A 19,525-nucleotide genomic window follows, 5' to 3' on the forward strand; every position below is an offset into this window, starting at 1 on the left:
CATGAACGACGAGCTGAGACGTGAGATACATCAACTGATTTCGGACCTCAGTGCCGGACGTTACGCTGAGATGGCGGCTGACGGACGCGCTGGGAGACTATCGGCCGAGGAGCTTCGGAGGACCATAGAGCAGTATGGTAGGACTTTGATTCTCCTGCCCGATGAGGCATGGGCTCTAGTAGACGAGTATCCCCACGCTAATGCCCCAGGAACCGTGGCCCTGGATTTGCCACTGTGGACAAAGGAAGAAGGCCGTAGTGATCTTACGCTCTCGCTCTCTGCAACCAAGGAGATGAACGGCTGGGTTCTTCATATAGACGACCTTCACGTCCTGTGACGATCGCTGCCAGTCGGCCTTCACATGACATTTTCGGCGCTCTCGTTACTTCGACCGACGAGCCGCGGCGGGTGAGCACAGCCCACTACGCTCCGATCGAGCCGCTGACGTGCGCGTACTTCAGCGCCGTCGAGAGCGCCTCGGCGCCATGCGAGCTTAGCTACGACTACGAGTGCAACGGCAACCTCACCTTTAAGTCGGACGTCGGCGAGCTGCGCTACGACGCCCCGCTGCACCCGCACGCCGTCACCGGCGAGGCCACGGCGACGGGCCGCTTCAGCTACGACGCTGTAAGCAACCAGATCGCGCGCCCGGGCGGCACGACCGTGCGCTACACGCCCTTCGATCTGCCGGAGAGGATCACGGAGGGCGCGAGCACCGTCACGTTCGCCTACGACGGCGACCAGCAGCGGCTCCGCAAGACCACGCCGGACGAGGAGACGCTCTACTTCGGCGACCTGTACGAGCGCGTCACCGATGCGGCGACGGGGAGGGTCGAGCACCGGTACCACGTGCGCTCGCCGGAGCGGGTTGCGGCGATCGTGACCCGCGGCGGAGCGGAGCCGGGCACGCGGTACGTGCACGTCGACCACCTCGGCTCGGTCGACGTGCTCACCGATGAAGACGGCGCCGTGGTCGAGCGACGGAGCTACGACCCGTTCGGGCAGCGGCGAAACCCGGTGTGGGGGCGGCCGTCGCCAGCGTCGTTCGCCAGCACGACGACGCGGGGGTTCACGGGGCACGAGGGCGATGACGAGGTCGGACTCGTCAACATGAAAGGCCGCGTCTACGACCCACGGGTCGGGCGGTTGTTGACCACCGATCCGATCATGCAGGCTCCGCTCTCCGGTCAGAGCTGGAACCCGTACAGCTACGTGCGCAACAGCCCGCTCAGCTACGTCGATCCGAGCGGGTTCCGGGAAGAGCCTCAAGCGCCTGGCATGGCGCCAACGCCAGGAATCATCGGGGACAGTGGGGTCAACGACCCTTGTCTGACCGGGTGTGTGGTCTCTGTCAGAGGAGCTCCGCGTGTGGAAGGCTCGCGAGAGGCCGCCGAGGTAGGCGCCGTCACGGCGCCGGTCGACGTAGGCACGACCGGCACCTCGTCGGGCTACGCGCCGCAGCCGGTGGCGACGGAGCCGGAGCACGCGGGCCTGCGCGGCGTGGCCCCCCTCGTCGGCCCGGGCATGCTGGGCGTGGCGGAGGGCACGCGCGACATCGGGGTGGGCATCGGGCGGCTGCTCGTGCTCAATACAGGACAAGGCGCAGATGGAGCTGTGGAGCGGCGAATCTGGTGGACCGCCGGCGCTCTCGCTTCCGGGTCGCAACAACACCAACTTCTTCCATGTGGAGGCGCACGCGGCGCAGACAATGAGGGTCGAGGGCCTCTCACAGGCGACTCTCAATATCAATCGGCTACCCTGCGCAGTTGGTCCCGGATGCGCGAACAACCTGCCGCATATGCTCCCCGAGGGAGCACGCCTTGGTCATCGGCCCCGACGGATACGCTCATACGTTCGTCGGGTTGCCGGATCCCCCAACCTACCCTCGCTGAGACCGCGATGAAATGCTACTGGACAGAGCATGATCCAATATTGGTAAACTCGACAGAAGAACTGCTTGCGCTCATCGATGACACAAAGAGCATCGGTCGTCCTACAATGATGCTCCTTGAGCATGACAATGGACGCACACTCGTCATAGGCCTCGGATCCCCGGAGTCTGTTCTCACCTTCGTTGAGACAGACGGGACGAGCTTCCACAGTGTTGGGGATGTATCCAGGTCGGGAGTGCTGAGGTTCTGGTGCCGTGATCAGCTCGATGACTTCATGCTCTAAATGGCCGTTCCCGAATCACTGGCGATAGATGCTGCGCGCTCGTTCTTTGCGAACGGTGCCATGCCATCTGATGTGATGTGGGAAGCGGACTGGTAAACGTGTTCGGCGACGTGCGCGGCGAGGAGGTCTCCTCCGGGGAGGTCGACCTGGCGCTCAAGATCGTGCGTACCTCGCGCCCCGCAGCGCGCCGAAGCGCACCGGCAGGTCGAGCGGGCGCTCGAGCGGCGAGTCGAGCGCCAGGCAGTCGACCGCGGGGTGGGCCCGGGCGCGGCGCGCCCCGCGGTGCCGGCGTCCTGCACCCCGCCGCCGGGCGCGGAAGCGTGACGGCGCTCCCGGGAGGCGGCGTCAGCGACGTGACGGTCCTGCCGGAAGCGCCACCTTTTCTTGAACTTCCGCGCTGGTGTCGCTCTTGCTTGCCCCCGCCCATGGCGGACGAGCTCTCCCGCAAGCGGAGGCTCGCCCGCCGAAGCGACGTGGGGCGTTCTCCCACGTCGCAGCAGATGTTGCCGTGGAGCGAGGAGGCCTGATGAAAAAATTCGCTGTCGTCACCACCCTGATCTCCGTCTCTCTCTGCGCCGGCGCGGCGTTCGCCGAGGGGCCCCGCGCCGCGCGGGCGCCGCGGCACCTCGATGTCCTGAGGTCGCGCGGCGACATCGTGGATCGGTCGTACCGTCACGCGCAGAAGGAGCAGGCCGAGCGGCGGCTCCAGCGCGTGGAGCGCGCGGACCGCGGGGAACGGGCGGCGCCGAGCCGCGTGCCCCGCGGGCAGGAGCGGATCCGCTGCGCCGACACCGGCATGGACTGCGCCTCGCGCACGGCGGCCGCCCAGAGGAGCCGCAGCGAGGTCCGCGACACCTCGAGGCCCGCTGCGGCCGGGGCCTCGCCGCTCAAGAGCAGGGCCGAGGCGCGCATGCACTGCAGCGACGCGGGGGAGTGCGCCGCGTCGAGCGCCGGGGCGCGCCGCGCGTGGGCCGGCCGGTCGGCCCGACCCGCGGCGGCGCAGGCGCGGGAGCACACGGCCGTCGAGCGCGCCGGCGCAGAGCGGCAGAGCCCCCGCATGAGCTGCGGCGGCGAGGGCGAGGAATGCGCCATGTCCAGCAAGGAGGCCGCGAAGTTCTGGGCCGCCGAGTCGATCAAGGCGGGCACCCAATCGCCGGCCCAGATCGCGTCGGAGCGGGCCGAGCGGGCGCGCCGGATCGCCGAGCGGCAGCGCGACCGCGACGCGCGCCGGGCGCGGAGCGACTCGGCCTCGAAGTGACCGCCGCGGGCGCCCGCCGGCGCCCGTCGACCGGCCGCGACTGCCGCCCTCGACGGCGTCAGCGCAGCGCGGCCGTCAGGCGTCAGCGCAGCGCGGTCGTCACCACGAACCGCGTCTTCCCCGACTCCGGATCCCGGCAATCCTTGTAATACTGCCCCGGCGGGTGGAGCCGGCCGCAAAGGTCCTGGCAGCTCCCGACGATCTCGATCATCCCGCAGGACGCGATCTCCCCCGCTTCGTCGAGCTGGCCCGCCGCGCAGTCGCGCTGCGCCGCGCGCGCCCACTCCACGGAAGCCTCGTTGTAGCAGGCGCGCAGGTACGGCGTCCTCGCGAAGAGGTCGCCCCAGAAGGCCCCTTCGACATGAGGGTACGCCGCGCGCTCGTCGCGCTCGACCTCGTGGCGCAGCGGGTCCTGGTGGGAGCGCATCGAGATGAGGACCGACACGCCATAACGGTTCGTGCGGGCCGCCAGGCAGGCCGAGACCATCTGCTTGCCGGCGGCGTCGAGCGGGCCGTCACCCCACGAGTCGGCGAGGCCGAGCTGCCCGCGATAGACCTCCTGGTGGGCGCTGCCCGCGGCGTCGGTCCACGCGAAGCGGAACGACTGCGACTCGTCGAGCGCGCAGCTGACCGTGTACTTCACGAGCTGCCGGAAGAGCGCGCCCTCCTCGCCAGGATCCTGGAGCGCGTCGAGCGCCTCGGTCCTGAGCGCGTTCAGGCTCAGCGCGTTCAGGCTCAGCGCGTTCAGGCTCAGCGCGTTCAGGCTCAGCGCGTTCAGGCTCAGCGCATTGCCGCTCGCGAGCGCTTCAGCGCTCGAGTCGATCTCCTCCTCTCCTTGATCAGCCGCGGTCGAGAGATCGGGCGCGATGCAGCCGGTAACCGACGCGAGCGACGCGAGGAGGACGCAGACGCATCCAAGAACATCCCTGGTTTTCACGTGATGAGACCTCAGCAGCGAGCCAAGGGGAGCGTCCGCTCCCCGATCACAGCACGCCCTCCGGCGCGTCGTCGCGGGACGACGACCGCCGGGAACTCTCCACGTCAATTTACAGGGTACGGCGAACGCGCGCGTCTGTCAGCCCTTAAATTGCACGTCCGGTGCGGATTCAGCCGTGATGACAGGAGCGCTCTGCTCCGACCCACTGCTCCGCGAGCGCCAGTGTGCGGGCATTGTCGGGAACGAGGGAGAGGAAGCGCCTCCTCCACTCGGGGTCGCGGACGCTCTCGGCCCGGTCAAGCAGCTTGTCGCGCGCGGCGGCGATCGCGGCGGCGGCCCTGGCCGGGTCGCCGGCGGCCGAGAGCGCCTCGGCGTACACCAGCCGGATCATCGACTCGCCCTCTTCGAGCCCGCCGAGCGACTCGAGCGCGGCCAGCGCCTCGCCGGCGGCCTCGAGCGCCTCGCCGGCGCGCCCGAGGCCGAGCAGCGCCTTCGCGCGGATCGCGGTGGCCGCGACGCGCAGCGGGGACGCGCTCTCCAGCGTCTCGGCGAGGCGCGCCTCGCGCTCCGCGGCGCCGAAATCTCCCCCGAGCAGGGCGATCTTCGCCAGGTAGGAGCGCGACACCACCTCGGCGCGCGGGTCGCCGAGGCGCTGGCTCGACGCGAGCGCCACCTCCTCGACGGCGCGCGCCTCGGCCAGGCGGCCGCGGTAGGCGAGGACCTGCCCCAGGCTCGCCTGGGTCGCCGCCGCCACCTCGTGGAGGCCCATCCGGTCCGCGGCGTCCAGCGCGGACCGGAGCGCCGCCTCGGCGCCGCCGAAATCGCCGAGCTCGCCGTAGGCGTAGCCGAGGTTCGCGCGGGTGATGCAGGCGTTGCGCCGGTCGCCGACCTCTTCGTACGCCGCGAGCGCGGCCTCCAGGCCGAGCACGCAGGCGCCGGGATCTCCGCCGCTCATGGCGCGGAAGGCGCGCGCCTGGTGCAGGCTCGCGGCCACCTCGGCCGAGGCCGCCGAGCCGTCGTGGAGCGCGCGCTCCACCGCCGCGATCAGCGCGTCGACGACGGCGGGGCGGCCCGCGAAGGCCAGCGCCGCCGCGCCCATGGAGAGGCAGGTGCTCTTCAGGCTGTCCGCGCCCTCGGCGGCGGGCGTGGCCGCGGCCGCGCCCATCCACCGCTCGACGCGGTCGAAGCCCCCCAGCTTGCCCGCCGCGGCGACCACCTGCGCGATGGCCGCGAACCACGGGGCGGAGCCGGGATCGAGGTGCTCCACCGCCTCCGTTCCCCGCTGCTCGGCGAGCGCGAGGTCGCCGCGCCAGACGTGGGCCTCGGCCTGGACCAGCCGGAGCGCCCCCACCACCGCGGGCTCCGGGGCGCACTCGAGGCCGCGCTCGGCCCGCGCGACCGCGGCGCCGAGGTCGTTGCCCTCCAGGGCGTGCTGGGCCGCGCGCAGGTACGCCGCCGCCGCCCGCTCGGGCACGCCGCCGCGCTCGAAGTGCTCGGCGAGCGCCATCGCGTCCGGCTCGCCCGCGCCCTCGAGCCAGGCGCCGGCCAGGGCGTGGCCGAGCCGCCGGTCGGCCTCCGTCAGCATCCCGTACGCCGCCTCCCGCACGAGCGCGTGGCGGAAGCGGTACTCGACCTCGCCGCGCAGCCGCCCGGGGCCGCGCCGGTGGATCACCTCGCGCCGCTCCAGCTCCGACAGCCAGCGCGTGACCCCGGCGCCGCCGAGCAGCGCGCTCACCCCGCTCGGCCAGAACGCCTGGCCGAACACGCTCGCCGCCCGCAGCACCCGCCGCGCCTCCGCGTCCAGCGCCTCGATGCGCGCCTGCACCATCGCCAGCACCGTCTCGGGCAGGTCGGCGCCGTGGCCCGCCGCCACCGCGCGGACCTGCTCCTCCAGGAAGAACGGGTTGCCGTCCGCCCGGTCCACCAGCATCTTCACGAGCTCCGCGCTCGCCTCGCTCCCGAGCGCCTCGCGCACCAGCCGCTCGCTCGCCCGCCGCGTCAGCGGCGGCAGCAGCAGCTGGTTGCCGAACCGGCCCTGCGCGAGCCCCGGGAAGACCTCGTGCACCTCGGGGCGGCCCAGCCCGAGCACCAGGAACGGCAGGTCCTTCAGGCTCCGGAGCGCCGCCTCCACCATCGTGATCGTCGGCAGGTCGCCCCACTGGAGGTCCTCCAGGACGAGCAGCACGGGGCGCTCGGCGCACTCGGCCCGGATGAAGTCCTCCCACGACAGCCGGAGCTGGTCGCCCATGAGCTGCCGGTTGCGCCGCGCCGCGCCCACCTGGATGTCGTCGTCCGGGAACGGCGCGCCGAGCAGCTCGCCGAGGAACGCGCTCACCCGCCCCACGTCGAGCTCCCGGTGCCGCGCGACGCGCTCCCGCACCTTGCGCCGCCGCTCCTCGAGCGGCTCGCCGTCCACGATGCCCATCGCGCCCCGCAGCGCGCGCGAGAGCAGCCCGAACGCCGACCCGGAGCTCATCGGGTCGCCCTGGCCGAGCCAGACCTCCACGCGGCGCGCGGGGGCGCCTCCCGCCCCGCCGGCCCCGGCCGCCTCGCCGGCCCCGGCCGCCCCGCCGGCCCCGGCCGCCTCGCGGGCCGACAGCTTCTCGATGAACTCCTGCCGCAGCCGCGACTTGCCCATCCCCGCCGCCGCGACCACGAGCAGCGCCCCCGAGGTCGACTCCTCGATGCTCCGGCCGAGCTCCGCGCTCAGCACCGAGAGCTCCCGCTCGCGGCCGATACACGCCATCGGCTTGCCGAGCAGCGCCGGGGGGCTCGCCGGCCGGAGGTCGTCCCGCGCCCCGTGCAGGAAGAGCGCGCCGCCCTCGCGGCTCGTCTCGAACCGGCCGCCGAGCAGGCCCGCGGTGACCTCGTCGATCCGCACCGCGGCCGCGGGCGCCGCCTCGGCGCGGGACGGGAGCAGCTGGACCGCGCGGTCGATGAGCTCGCCGAGCGGCAGCCGCGGCGCGAGCTCCGCCCGGCCGGTCACGAGCGCCACCGGCGCGCCGGCGAGCAGCGCCTGGAGCGACAGCGCGCAGCGGGCCGCGTGCGCCGCGAGGTCGGTGGCCTCCTCGGCGCTCGTCAGCACGAGCAGCGGCGACCTCGCGTCGATCAGCTCGATCTGGCCCTGGTACCGCGCCGCCAGCGCGCGCAGCTCCTCGGCCCGCGCGAGCTCCTCCTCCTGGAGGCGCGTGGCGTCCTCGGGCCCGGGGCGCTCGTGCGCCAGCACGAGGCACACGACGCGCCGCTCGCTGCTCGTGAGCGTGAGGCCGCGCGCCGCCGCCACGGCGGGCGCCCAGCCGGCCGCCTCCTCGATGCCGCGGAGGTCGATCGCGCCGAGCGCCTCGGCCACCGCGGCGCCGTCGCGGGGGCGCTCGGCCGGCTGCTTGGCGAGCATGCTGGCGACGAGGGCGTCGAGCGCCTCGGGCAGCTCGGGGCAGAGCTCGCGCAGGCGCGGCGGCTCGTCGAGCAGCACCTTGACCAGCACCGCGAGCGTGCCGGCGCCCTGGAACGCGGGGCGCCCGGTGAGGCACCGGAAGAGCACGCAGCCGAGCGCGAACACGTCGACCCGGGCGTCGACGGTCGGGTCGCCGCGCGCCTGCTCCGGCGCCATGTACTCGGGCGTCCCGAGGACGGTGCCCGGCATGGTGAGCTGCTGGTCGATGCGGATGCGCGCGATCCCGAAATCGAGCACCATCACCCGATCGAGCCGCCCGTCGATGAGCAGCAGGTTGCTCGGCTTGAGGTCGCGGTGCACGACGCCCTGCGCGTGGAGCGCGCCCAGCGTCTCGGCGACCCGCGCGGCGACCTCGACGCTCTCGACCGGGGTGAGCCCCCTGCGCGCGACGCGCTGGGCGAGCGTCTCGCCGGAGGCCCACTGCATGACCAGGTACGGTTGGCCGTCCGCCGTGACGCCGTGGGCGATGTACCGCACGACGCCGGGGATGCGCAGCGACGCGAGCGCCTGCACCTCGCGGGAGAAGCGGGTGAGCTCGCTCTGGCCGGCGGTGCGAAGCACCTTGAGCGCCACCGTGTCGCCGGTGTGCCGGTCGCGCGCGCGGTAGACGTGCCCCATGCCCCCCGAGCCCGCGAGGCCCTCGACCTCGAACCGTTCGCCGACGATCTCTCCCGCGCGCATCAGCCGCCGTCGATCCAGCGATATCACGCGCGCCGCCGGTTCGGCGCGGTCCGCCCGCTTCCGGCGCCGGACGGTGCGCGCGCGACCGACACGCCGCCTCGCGCGGCCACGCGCGCCCGAGGACAAGCCGTGATCGCGCTCACAGTCGTTCCGCGCCGCGGTGACCGCCGCGCGCGGCCGGCGCCGCGGAGCGTGCGCCGCGGAGCGTGCGCCGCGGAGCGTGCGCCGCGGAGCGTCAACGCGCGCGCCAGCGGCCGCGGCGACGGGGCGCGGACAACGTCATCGATGAAGATTTTCCGCGCCGACGTCCCGCGCACGTCCGGTCCATCCCGGGCGCGAGCGATCAGCCCGCCAATGTCCTCAGCCCCTGTTGACAGCGCTCGTGGGAGCTGCGATGTACTCAGCAAGCTTGGCCTCACATACAGGAGACGTCGGATGTCGATGAGCATGAAGCTTTTCAGTGCGGTGTTGATGGGCGTCGGCATTGGCTTCGCTGGGGCAGCGTGGGCTGCGGGCGGGGCGACGGACGTCCCCGCGTCGGTCGCCGAGGGCGCGGCGAAGAAGGAGTTCGCCTGCGGTGCAAAGGGACAGAAGGCCTGTCCGATGCAGGGCTGGATGAAGACGGTGATGCAGTCGGCGACCACGAGCGGCGACGGCGCGAAGATCGCGTCGGCGCTGGAGTACGTGGCGGCGAAGCCGCCGCCCGGGATGCCGAAGTGGGCCGCGATCTCGAAGGAGGGCGCCGAGAAGGCCAAGAAGGGCGACATCGACGGCGCCAAGGCGAGCTGCAAGGCCTGCCACGACCTGTACAAGGCCGACTACAAGGCGAACCTCCGCGACGCCGCCTTCTGAGGCGTCCTTCCCTTCCCCTCACGCTGAGCTCCGTTTCACCTCGCAGCCCCCGGCGCTCTCCGCCGGGGGCTTCGCCGTTTTCCCCTCCCGCGCTCGCCCCGCAAGGCCGCCGCCGCGTCTTCGTGCCGTCGCGGGGCCTGTGCGCCGCAGCGGCCGCGGGCGTTCGTGCCGCAGCGGCCTTGAGCCCTCGCGACGCGCGGTCCCCGCGAGCGGCGCGCCGGTCAGCAGCCGTCGTTGCCGGCGGCGGCGCAGACCTCTCGCGGCGTGAGCGTCCGGCCGAAGACGCGGAGGCTGTCGATCAGCCCGTCGAACTCGTTCCCGCCGGAGGGCTCGTCGGAGCCGATATGGATCGGCTGCTCCCCCTCGGCGAGCACCGGTCCAGAGGGGCTCCGGTCGACCTCGACGCCGTTCACGTAGAGGATCTGCGTCTGGCCGTCCGAGAGACAGGCGATGTGCGTCCACTTCCCCGGGACGACGAAGGCGGGGACGTTCCTCTCGACTCCGACGGTGCAGCGGACCACGCCGCCGGGCATCAGGAAGATGGACGGCTTCCCGCCGCTGTCGATCACGGCATATCGCGAGCTCTCCGGGAGGGAAGCCGGGTTGATCCAGACATCGATGGTCATGGCGGGCGCGGTCCACGCATCGTCGTGGCGAAAACGGAGGTCGCCGCGCCGCCCCAGCTGGAGCGCCTGGCCGTCCTTGCCAGGCACATAGCTCAGATCGCGCCACCTGACGGGCTTGAAGCCGTTCGCCGAGCCGTCGTCGGGGCTCCCCTCGAACGGGAAGCAGGCGATGAGCGACGCGTCTGCCGCGTCGCACAGCGCGGGGGGATCCTCGCCGGGCGGAGGAGGCTGTGTGGGGAGAGGGGGCTGTTCCGGTTCGTCCGTGTCTGGGTCCGTGTCCGCGCCTGGGCCGGCGCCCACGCCTGGGCCCGCGCCCACGCCCGGGCCCGCGCCTGGACCCGTGTCCGTTCCCGTGGCTCCGGCCTCGTCTGGCTGTCCTGGATCCTCTGCGCCGGTGCCACCGGCATGCAGGGTACAACTCGATAGCCAGAGCGGAACAAGGGCCGTTCCGGCCAGGCGAACCGTCAATCGAAGTAAAGAGCAAAGCATCAGGATCTACCTTAGATGCCAGCGTAGCTCAATACGTCGCTCCATGTCACCAGGACCCGCACGATGGTTCGATTCATGGAGGGCGAGTGGGACTGGCACGCCCCTGAGCTCTCCTGCGTGCGCCGCGGAGGGAAAAATGTACCCCAGAGGCATAGATCGCGTGGACATCTTCATGTCCTCTCTCCGCTGGGTCCAGTACATCTCCTGAGTTGCCTTCACGAGGGCCGAGCGCGACGAGGACGAGGCGTGAAGCGGCGCAGCGCCCAGCGCGGCGCCGGGAGCGTTATCACCCCTGCTGCTCCCCGGAGGAGACAGACCACCACGGCGCCGGCGCCGCGCCGCAGGCGCTCGCTACTCGGCGAAGACGTCGGCGAGGCTGCCGGCGCTCATCGCCCGGAGCAGCCACCGCTGCAGCGTCGCCGGCTCCTGACAGGAGAGCACGCGGGCGTGCGCTTCGTCGGAGCACGGGATCCCGCGCATGCTCAGCGCCGTCAGGATGCCCCCTCGCAGGCCCTCCATGGCCTGCTCGGCCTGCGCCTGCGCCTGCTCGACCTGCGCCTGCGCCTGCTCGGCCTGCGCCTGCGCCTGCTCGGCTTGCGCCTGCGCCTGCTCGGCTTGCGCCTGCGCCTGCTCGGCTTGCGCCTGCGCCTGCTCGGCTTGCGCCTGCGCCTGCTCGGCCCTCGCCTCCAGATCGGTCATCATGCCCTGGAGCCGGTCGATCAGATCGGCCGAACCGAAGAGCTCGGCCATGCCCTGGAAGAACCGGAGCTTGCCGCCGCTGACCGCCAGGTCGAGCCCCAGCACCGCCGAAGGATAACGGCCCATCTGCGGCACGATGCGCTGGTAACGCGCGGCGTCCGGACCCGGCAGGCGGTATCCATGGACCTGCTGGCGGAGCCGGTCGTAGACGAAATACTCCGGGATGCGCAGGCGGGCGTAAAACTCGACGTTGGCGACCAGATCCTTGTTTCGGTTGCCCTGATGGAGCACCTCCAGGACCAGGCTGAGGCCCTTGCCCTCTTCGGCCACCACCCACGCCATCCGCGGATCGTCCTCGGGCTGCGGCACGTCCAGCACCGCAAGGATATCCGGGACGAACACGTCCTCACCCGGGTAAAGGACCGCCAGCTCCTCGGCCAGGTAGATGACGCGCCCTGTCGAGCCGAAATGCAGGGTGAGCATGTCGATCGCCCGGCCCTTGGCCTTGTGGTGAGGCCGGCCTTCGGCCATGGCGCGCCGCGGATCGGACAGGGCGTCGAGGATCTGCACCAGCAGGCGCTCGCGCTCCGCCGGCGTCATCGCGCGCCATTCTTCCTCCGTGGGCGCCACCAGCGGGGGGCCGGGGGGCCGCGGCGTTCCCGAGGAGGGTTGGACCATGCGGAGACCTTAGCACCGAACGCGGCCGCGCTGCGCGCGGATCCCGCCGCCGGCTCCGGTATGCTCCCGGCAAGACATGCTGTCTGGGGCTCGTCCGACGCGGATCTTGCAGCAGGCGCGGAGCGCGATCCTCGTCCTGCTCCTCAGCCTGGCCGCCACGGCGCTGGTGTTCCGCTACGTGCGACAGAAGGTCGAGGACGAGACCCGGGCCTACTTCGACAGCCAGACCCGGGAGGCGACGGAGACGCTCGCGCACCGGATCGAGACGTACATCCACGGGCTGAGGGCGTCGCAGGGGCTCTTCGCCGCCATGCGCGAGGTGAGCTACCCGGAGTGGAAGCGCTACGTGGAGACGCTCGATCTGCCGCGGCACTACGCGGGCATCAACGGGGTCGGGTTCGTGCGTTACGTGCGCGGGGAGGAGAAGGCCGCCTACGAGGAGGAGGTGCGGCGGACCCGGGGGCCGGCCGAGGCGACGTACGAGCGCTTCGCGATCAGGCCGGCCGGCGAGCGCCCCGAGCACTTCGTCATCGAGTACCTCGAGCCCGTCGCGAAGAACCGCCAGGTCATCGGGCTCGACCTCGGCTCCGAGCCGGCGCGCCGCGTGGCGCTGGAGACGGCGCGGGACACCGGGCGCGCCGCCGCGAGCGGGCGGATCATCCTCGTGCAGGACGCCGCGAAGGCGCCGGGGTTCACGGTGGCGCTGCCGCTGTTCCGGGGCGACCTGCCCCAGGACACCGTCGCGCAGCGGCGGGCGGCGCTGATCGGCTACGTGTACGCGCCCTTCCGGGCGGCGAGCGTGGTCGACGAGACGCTCTCCCCCGCGGTGCGGCAGATGTTCGACCTGACGATCACCTGCCAGGGCCAATTGATGTACGGCGGCGAGCCCGGCGCGCAGGGGACCGGGAGAGCGACGACGCGGCCGCGCTACAGCCGGGAGCTCTCGATCGACATCGCGGGGCAGACCTGGCTGCTCTCGTTCCGCAGCCGCCCGGGGGTGCACATCGGCGCGGGCCAGCGCCTGCCCGCCACGGTGCTCGCGCTCGGCGCCGCGGTCGGCCTGCTGCTCTTCTGGATCACCTGGTCGCTGGCCTCGTCCCGCAGCCGGGCGATGGCGCTGGCGACGCAGATGACGGCCGACCTGCGCGAGAGCGAGAACCGCCTCCGCGAGCAGGCGCAGCTGCTCGAGATCCGCGTGGAGGAGCGCACCGCCGAGCTGAAGGTCGCGAAGGAGGCCGCCGACGCCGCGAACCTCGCGAAGAGCGAGTTCCTGGCGAACATGAGCCACGAGCTCCGGACGCCGCTCAACGGGATCCTCGGCTACGCGCAGATCCTCGCGCGGTCGCGGCCGCTCTGCGAGCGGGAGGCGCAGGGGATCTCGGTGATCCAGCACTGCGGGACGCACCTCTTGACGCTCATCAACGACATCCTCGACCTGTCCAAGATCGAGGCGCGGAAGATGGAGCTCCTCCCGAGGGCGTTCCATTTCCAGTCGTTCGTCCAGGGCCTCGTCGAGGTCTTCCGGGTGCGCGCCGAGCAGAAGCGGATCGCGTTCGTCCACGAGCAGGCGGGCGATCTGCCGGCCGCCGTGCACGGGGACGAGAAGCGCCTGCTGCAGGTGCTGTTCAACCTGCTCGGCAACGCGGTGAAGTTCACCGAGACCGGGCGGGTGGTCTTCCGGGTGCTCGCGCTCGACGGCGCGCCGGCGCAGCGGAAGGCCGGGGCCGCGCGGGCGCTGCGGTTCGAGGTGGAGGACACCGGGGCGGGCATGAGCGCGGCGCAGACGGCGCGGCTGTTCCTGCCGTTCGAGCAGGTGGGGACCGGGCGGCGGGCCGTCGAGGGGACCGGGCTCGGGCTCGCGATCAGCCAGCGGATCGTGGGGCTGATGGGCAGCGCGATCCAGGTGCGCAGCGAACCGGGGAGAGGCAGCACGTTCTGGTTCGACGTGCGGCTGCCCGAGGCGGAGGCGTGGGCGCAGGCCGCCGCGGTCGTCGCCCGCGGCAGGGTGGTGGGCTACGAGGGGCCGCGGAAGAAGGTGGTCGTGGTCGACGATCGGCCCGAGAACCGGGCGGTGCTGGTGGACCTGCTCACGCCGCTCGGGTTCGAGGTCGCGGCGGCCGCGGACGGGCAGGAAGGCCTCGCCAGGGTGGCGGAGATCGAGGCGGATGTCGTGATCACCGACCTATTGATGCCAGGGATGGACGGCATCGAGGTGGTGAGGCGCCTCCGGGAGGCGTCGGAGCGGCGCCGGCTCGTCATCATCGTGTCGTCGGCGAGCGTCTTCGAGGCGGATCAGCACCGGAGCCTGAGCGCGGGCGGCGACGACTTCCTCGCCAAGCCGGTGCGCGCCGACGAGCTGCTCGACAAGCTGCGGCGGCACCTCGGGATCGCGTGGATCTACGAGCAGGAGACGGGGGCAGCGCCCGGGGGGGCGCGGGAGGGAGAGGGGCTCGCGGGGGTCGCGGGGGAAGGAGAGATCGTCGCGCCGCCGGCGGAGGCGCTCGCGGCGCTGCTCGACCTGGCGGACAAGGGGCGGGTGAAGGCGCTGCTCGAGCGGGCGGCGGTGCTCGAGCGGGACGACCCGCGGCTCGGGCCGTTCGTGGCGAAGATACGGCGGCTCGGGGGGGAGTTCCAGATCAAGAAGCTGCGGGCGATGATCCGGAGTTACGTGGAGGAGGCGCGGGAGGCGGGGGAGACGCCGTGATGCGGTCGACCCCACCACGTACGGCACCCATGGTCGGTGACGCTGGGCGAGGGGGACTGGATCTACGACAGGTCGGCGCGCTGCATCGGTTCCGCCATGCGCGTAGCTCGAACGCTGCTCATCACCTCGCGTGGAGCACCTTCATCAATCGCTCGGCGAGTATCCCCTCGTTGCGGTAGAAGCGCTCCTTGGAGCCCGGCTCGGCGATCCATCCGCCGCTGTGGTGCAAGGCGACGAGCTTCCAATCCCTGTCGAAGACTGGTGACCCCGACGAACCGGGCAGCGTATCGGTCAGGTACTGGACGCGCCCCTCCCCTACATACATGACCAGATTATGAAAGAAGGACAGCTGCTTCTGCTCTCCGCCCGGGTGCTGGATGATGTTGACGCGATCATCCACCTGAACCATGGCCGGCTCGAGCTCGATGGCTCCCCAGCGGGCAGACGGATTGCCAGCCACCTTCACGATGGTGCAATCGTCCTCGATGGAAGTTGAGAAAAATGCTCCTGGATCCAGGCGGAGCTCCTCGACCTGTGCGTCACGCCCGTCTGCTGTCCTCTGGTAGTTGAATTGGATGCTGGTCGCCGCGGCCGCCTCCCGGGAGCAGAGGACATGGTGGTTGGTGACCAGGAGATCTCCTGCGATGAGAAAGCCTGTACCGAGCGTGCCGTCGTCACCCTTGACCCGCGCCACGGCGCGCGCTCGGGACAGCCCCACGTCCAGGAAGCTCACCGGAACGAGCGAGCTCTGCTTTCCAATGAGCTTCTCGAAGGGCTGACCTGAACGGCCTCGCCAGCCGAGGGAGGCGATGTCCGGCCCCTCGGCGTAGCGCGGCGCGGAACCGTTCAGCAGGCACCGCAGCCCGTGGTCGTCAGGATACTCTTCAAGAGCGAGATTGAGGATCGCCAATATTTGCTGCTCTCCCTGTTTGAGGGCCTCCTCCAGGATGCTGAACCAAGTGAGATCGGCGCGGTTACTGAAGCTAATCCGGATGGCGTTCAGACCTACCTTGTCCACGAAGGCGCGAGCCTCGTCGACGGTCGGGTATTTCCTTGCAAGCGCTTCCCGGAACGCCGCTCGGGTGCGGCCGTCACGCAACATGTCCCCAAGTCTCATGCTCTATACCATTTCTGCAGTTACAGGCTCCGCCCCCCGCGGGCGCATCACTCCAATTCACGGGATCGCTAGATGAGACCGAGCGCACGGGCAGCGCTGAGAAGCTCAGAATTTTCAGGGTAATCCATCAGGGGACGCCTCACCAGCGCAGGAAGTGCGCACAATTTCTCCGCCTCTTTAACGACTGCATACCAGACAACAATAGCGCTACCGCTCAGACTAATTCGCCTCACATCGATGCCTGCCTCTCCGGCGACAAGGCACACATGCTCCGCACTATGGTATAGACCAGCCAACACTCCGGACAACGTTGAGAGGCGCCGTTCGCGCATTGCGCTCGCCTTGGGATCAATACGCGACGACAAGGAGCGAAGCGTTATTAACGGTTCACCTCCAGGTCGTGACCCACGCTTCGCCGGTTTCTGTGGCCGCGAGCTCTCGCTCGGCGCCGAGTCTCTCCTCGTATCCTCATTCACCGGCTCAGGGTCGGCGGCGACCATCCAGACATTTCCTTCGTGATCGCCAGCGCAGATCAGCTTGTTCGTCGCCGCCACGCATCGAAACAATGACGTTCCATGCAACGTCCCAAGGCAGACGCCCATATGAAGATCCCACACTCTAATTGTCCTGTCTTCAGAGGCCGATATGACCTTTACGCCATCCGGTGACACGGCGCAGCCGAAGACCCTCCCACGGTGGCCACTGAGCACGGAAATGCGCCAGGGGCGGAGAACATTCCACACCTCGATCTCGCCGTTCTCTAGTGCGAGCACGGCGCTGCGTCCATCCGGCGTCAAAGTGCCTGCGAGAATCGGCGTGGCGAACTTGACGTGGAGCGGCTTGCAACGACCGGACTTGAGGTCCCAAACCTTCACCGTTCCGAGGCGCGAGAACGAGAGAGCATGATCACCGTTCTGTGAAATCGAGCAGCCATCCACGGGGGCACCGTGTTTGAGCACCATCGGGCGTCCTCTGCTCCCAGGGCTCCATATCCGCAGCGTTCCGTCGTGTGAGGCGGTGATCATGCGTCCGTCGGGCGCGATGGCGCAGCCGCTCACGAGCCCAGCGTGGCCGGCAAGCTCCTCCACACGTTGACGGGCGGCGAGGATCCACAACCGGAGGCTGCCATCGCGCGCTCCCGAAAGCACGCGGCGCCCGTCGGCGGAGATCGCGCACGCGGTCACGAGATCCGCATGCCCGCGCAGCGTTTCGCGGCACGCGCCAGTCGCGACGTCCCAGAGCTTGACGCTTCGGTCCTCTGAGGCAGACATTACAACTGCCGCGTCCGGCGTGGCTGCGCACGCCGTAACGGCCGCCTCGTGCTCATCGTGGGGCACCAGGGTCTCCGGCCCGCCGACTTCCCAGAGAGCGAGGGTCCGATCGTACGAGGCCGATACAACGCGGCGACCATCCGAAGTCACCGCGCACGCCGAGACCGCGGCCGCGTGCGCTTCCACACGGCGGATGCACCGCGGCGTCGCGAGCTCCCAGACAAGGATGGCCCCGTCCGCCATCCCACAGAGGAGATGGCGACCCTCGTGCAGGATTGCACAAGCATCCATGCGGCCTTGCCCCGTCCCAAAGCATTGCACGGGGCGACAGGAGACGAGGTCCCACACCGTCACGGTCCCGTCCCCTGCCGCAGCGACGAGCTGCGCTCCGTCGGACGACAGCGCAATCGCCGTGATCCAATGCTGCTCCTTCAAACCTCCACGAACAGGCGTGGTGCCGTGCGCCTCGTGCTCCAGCGTGTGAACGAGCTCGCCGGACGCTATCTTCCATGCCCGCACTGAGCCATCGCGCGACGCGGAGATGAGGAGCTCGCCATCGGGGGTCACCACGCACGCCGTAATGTAGTCGGTATGGCCATCCATTTTCGAGACGCACTCGCCCGATGCGGGATCCACGACCTGGAGGGTCCCGTCATCAGAGCCGATCGCGACGCGCCGACGGTCCGGGCTCACGGCGCACGCGGTCGCGCCGCGGCCCTCGTTGTCGAAGGACCTGACGTATTGCATTTTACTGAGATCCCAGATCTTCGCGGTCGCGTCGGTGGACGTGGAGACCGCCATGCTGCCGTCGAGCGTGATCGCGCACGCCGTGAGCTCGCCTTGGTGCCCGCGCAGCTCCGCGATGCAGGCCCCCGACCCGAGCGACCACAGGCGTAGCGTGCCGTCCGACGATGCGGAGAGGACATGGGCGCCGTCAGGCGTGACGACGCAGGCGACCGCCGGCCTTTCGTGTCCACGGAACGAGCGGAGCCGTGTAGGCCCGAGCCGAACGCCGTGCACCAGCCGAAGCGCCGGGAGTCCCTCGCCGAAACGAAGCCTTCCCTTGATCCTCTCGACCGACCAGCCCGCGCAGCGCAGGCGGTTGTAGACAAGGATCGGCAGCGACTCCGGGTCAGCACCCAGCCGGATCGCCTCAGCGCTCACGGCCGTGAGGACGGCCGCGAGATCGACGGACTCGCTCCCTTCAGAAGCGCGGACGGTCGCCTCGAGGTCGCGCTCGGCCGAGGTGACGCCGAGCTCTCTGCCCTTGCCCGCAGGGTCCGGTCCGGCGGCGGGCCCATCGATCTCGCGAAACTTCATCTTCAAGTAGTCGAGGTTCGTGCAGAGGCGCTGAGCGCTGCGAACTTCGCCAGCCTCGATCCGGTGCGCCACCGCGTGTCGAAGGGCATACGCGCGCTGGAAGGGATCACGCCCGCTAGACGGCCATGCAGCGAGCGTCTTCATCAAGCGAAGGTGATGCTCCCGGACCACGGAGCCTCCAAGCTTGCTGGAGATGAACTCACGAAAGTAGGCGTGAAACGGCTGAAATGCCGATTCGCCCTTGTGCCAGTGCGCTGGCTTCTCAAGAAGGAAGGGCCGCGTCACCCGCAGGAACTCCTCGACTTCCATCGTCGTCGGCCACTTGAGGAGCTCGCGGAAAAGATATGCCGGAAGCGCCTCGCGGGCGGCGCAAGCGAGGCCCAATCCGTCCATCACAAGGGCGCGTCGCGTGCTGTCGAGGGCGTTCAGCTCGGTCCAGATCTGCGTGAGGAATGCGTCGAGTCCGTAAGGTATCGCGCCCGCCACTCGGCGCTCGGGCGGCTGCATCCTGAGCCAGTCTCTGAGCTTGACCGCGTAGAGCGGATTCCCCTCGCACCGGCGCACTGCCTCATCGATGAAATCGGGGCTGAGAGGCGGCGTGAACTCCGCGGCGTGGTGCTCCCAGAAGCGCAGGCATGCCGCCTCGTTGGAGGCAGACCAGATCCCGTCGTTCAAATTGATCGATTGGACACCGTCTTGCTCCAGCCAGCTCAGATCGGGGTAGAGCGGTCGCGAGGCGCACAATACGACGACCCCTGGCGGTAGCACGCGCGGCAGGAAACGCGGAAGCGGGTTATCGCCGGCCGCCTCGTCTAGCCCGTCGATCACTAGGAGCAACCGCCGGTCGCGATGAACGAATCCCTTCTTCGATAGCCGCTTCAAGAGCTCTACGAGACGCACTTCCGACGGCAAATCGACGCTACAGTGCTCCGGATAGAGCCGCTCGATCTGCGCGCAGAGGTTCTGGACGACGACCTCCGGACGATCGAACCCCTCCATCCCTCGCCGGATGAAGTGATAGGGGGGGCCAGGTGCGGGCAGCCGCTTGATCAGGTTGGCGACGATCGCGCTCTTGCCGACGCCGGGCCCTCCGAGCAGCAGCAGCCAGCCGCGGTGAAGCGGCTTGTCCCCGACGAGCCAGCGGCTGAGCTCCGCGAGCACGTCCTCGCGCGCGAAGAGCTGGCTGTGCCGGGAGAACTCGTCCTCGAAATCGATGATTGAGCCGTACACCCTTCATCCCTCGTGCGAAATGATCGCGTTCACT

Annotated in this window: 11 protein-coding genes and 1 pseudogene; 6 read left to right on the forward strand and 6 right to left on the reverse strand. The window is 70.3% G+C overall.

The features are described from left to right. Position 1: 1 nt before the first annotated feature. From WMF43_RS40060 to WMF43_RS40075, 4 genes and pseudogenes are all read left to right on the forward strand, one after another. Positions 2-337, forward strand: a complete 336-nt coding sequence (locus WMF43_RS40060; protein WP_437673152.1) for a DUF7668 domain-containing protein — start codon at positions 2-4, stop codon at positions 335-337. A gap of 101 nt (positions 338-438) precedes the next feature. After that, positions 439-1,474, forward strand: a pseudogene (locus WMF43_RS40065) (RHS repeat domain-containing protein); the annotation flags it as partial. Positions 1,475-1,708: 234 nt separating this feature from the next. Next, positions 1,709-1,903 (forward strand): DddA-like double-stranded DNA deaminase toxin, encoded by a 195-nt coding sequence (locus tag WMF43_RS40070; RefSeq protein ID WP_437684189.1) that lies wholly within the window; start codon positions 1,709-1,711, stop codon positions 1,901-1,903. Between the two features lie 798 nt (positions 1,904-2,701). Continuing rightward, positions 2,702-3,433, forward strand: coding sequence for a hypothetical protein (locus tag WMF43_RS40075; protein ID WP_437673153.1), 732 nt, complete (start codon positions 2,702-2,704; stop codon positions 3,431-3,433). 82 nt (positions 3,434-3,515) lie between these two features. Here WMF43_RS40075 and WMF43_RS40080 read toward each other — a convergent pair whose 3' ends face one another. Beyond that, positions 3,516-4,370: a hypothetical protein gene (locus WMF43_RS40080; protein WP_437673154.1), complete on the reverse strand. Its 855-nt coding sequence runs from the start codon at positions 4,368-4,370 to the stop codon at positions 3,516-3,518. A gap of 169 nt (positions 4,371-4,539) precedes the next feature. After that, a complete protein-coding gene (locus WMF43_RS40085; RefSeq protein WP_437673155.1) occupies positions 4,540-8,505 on the reverse strand; it encodes a serine/threonine-protein kinase in 3,966 nt (1,321 codons plus the stop codon). A 447-nt stretch (positions 8,506-8,952) separates the two neighbouring features. Here WMF43_RS40085 and WMF43_RS40090 point away from each other — a divergent pair, with 447 nt between their 5' ends. Beyond that, complete coding sequence (locus tag WMF43_RS40090; RefSeq protein WP_437673156.1) at positions 8,953-9,357, forward strand: hypothetical protein; 405 nt, start codon at positions 8,953-8,955, stop codon at positions 9,355-9,357. 221 nt (positions 9,358-9,578) lie between these two features. Here WMF43_RS40090 and WMF43_RS40095 read toward each other — a convergent pair whose 3' ends face one another. Then, positions 9,579-10,301 (reverse strand): LamG domain-containing protein, encoded by a 723-nt coding sequence (locus WMF43_RS40095; protein WP_437673157.1) that lies wholly within the window; start codon positions 10,299-10,301, stop codon positions 9,579-9,581. A gap of 522 nt (positions 10,302-10,823) precedes the next feature. Beyond that, positions 10,824-11,771: a Uma2 family endonuclease gene (locus tag WMF43_RS40100; protein ID WP_437673158.1), complete on the reverse strand. Its 948-nt coding sequence runs from the start codon at positions 11,769-11,771 to the stop codon at positions 10,824-10,826. Positions 11,772-11,925: 154 nt separating this feature from the next. Between WMF43_RS40100 and WMF43_RS40105 the strand changes: the two genes are divergently transcribed. Next, a complete protein-coding gene (locus WMF43_RS40105; protein ID WP_437673159.1) occupies positions 11,926-14,553 on the forward strand; it encodes a CHASE domain-containing protein in 2,628 nt (875 codons plus the stop codon). A gap of 121 nt (positions 14,554-14,674) precedes the next feature. Here the strand turns inward: WMF43_RS40105 and WMF43_RS40110 are convergent, their stop codons facing one another. Both WMF43_RS40110 and WMF43_RS40115 read right to left on the reverse strand, forming a co-directional pair. Then, positions 14,675-15,655: a trypsin-like peptidase domain-containing protein gene (locus WMF43_RS40110; RefSeq protein WP_437673160.1), complete on the reverse strand. Its 981-nt coding sequence runs from the start codon at positions 15,653-15,655 to the stop codon at positions 14,675-14,677. A gap of 83 nt (positions 15,656-15,738) precedes the next feature. Further along, entirely contained in the window at positions 15,739-19,491 is a 3,753-nt protein-coding gene (locus tag WMF43_RS40115) for a hypothetical protein (protein WP_437673161.1), read from the reverse strand. Positions 19,492-19,525 lie beyond the last annotated feature (34 nt).

This window comes from Sorangium sp. So ce131 (assembly GCF_051519095.1).
In the GTDB taxonomy this organism is placed as follows: Bacteria; Myxococcota_A; Polyangia; order Polyangiales; family Polyangiaceae; genus Sorangium.

Coding starts and splice junctions, on each gene's coding strand:
- WMF43_RS40100 (WP_437673158.1), bottom strand. CDS start 11,771: ATGACGCCGGCGGAGCGCGAGCGCCTGCTGGTGCAGATCCTCGACGCC.
- WMF43_RS40110 (WP_437673160.1), bottom strand. CDS start 15,655: ATGTTGCGTGACGGCCGCACCCGAGCGGCGTTCCGGGAAGCGCTTGCA.
- WMF43_RS40070 (WP_437684189.1), top strand. CDS start 1,709: ATGAGGGTCGAGGGCCTCTCACAGGCGACTCTCAATATCAATCGGCTA.
- WMF43_RS40090 (WP_437673156.1), top strand. CDS start 8,953: ATGAAGCTTTTCAGTGCGGTGTTGATGGGCGTCGGCATTGGCTTCGCT.
- WMF43_RS40105 (WP_437673159.1), top strand. CDS start 11,926: ATGCTGTCTGGGGCTCGTCCGACGCGGATCTTGCAGCAGGCGCGGAGC.
- WMF43_RS40075 (WP_437673153.1), top strand. CDS start 2,702: ATGAAAAAATTCGCTGTCGTCACCACCCTGATCTCCGTCTCTCTCTGC.
- WMF43_RS40085 (WP_437673155.1), bottom strand. CDS start 8,505: ATGCGCGCGGGAGAGATCGTCGGCGAACGGTTCGAGGTCGAGGGCCTC.
- WMF43_RS40060 (WP_437673152.1), top strand. CDS start 2: ATGAACGACGAGCTGAGACGTGAGATACATCAACTGATTTCGGACCTC.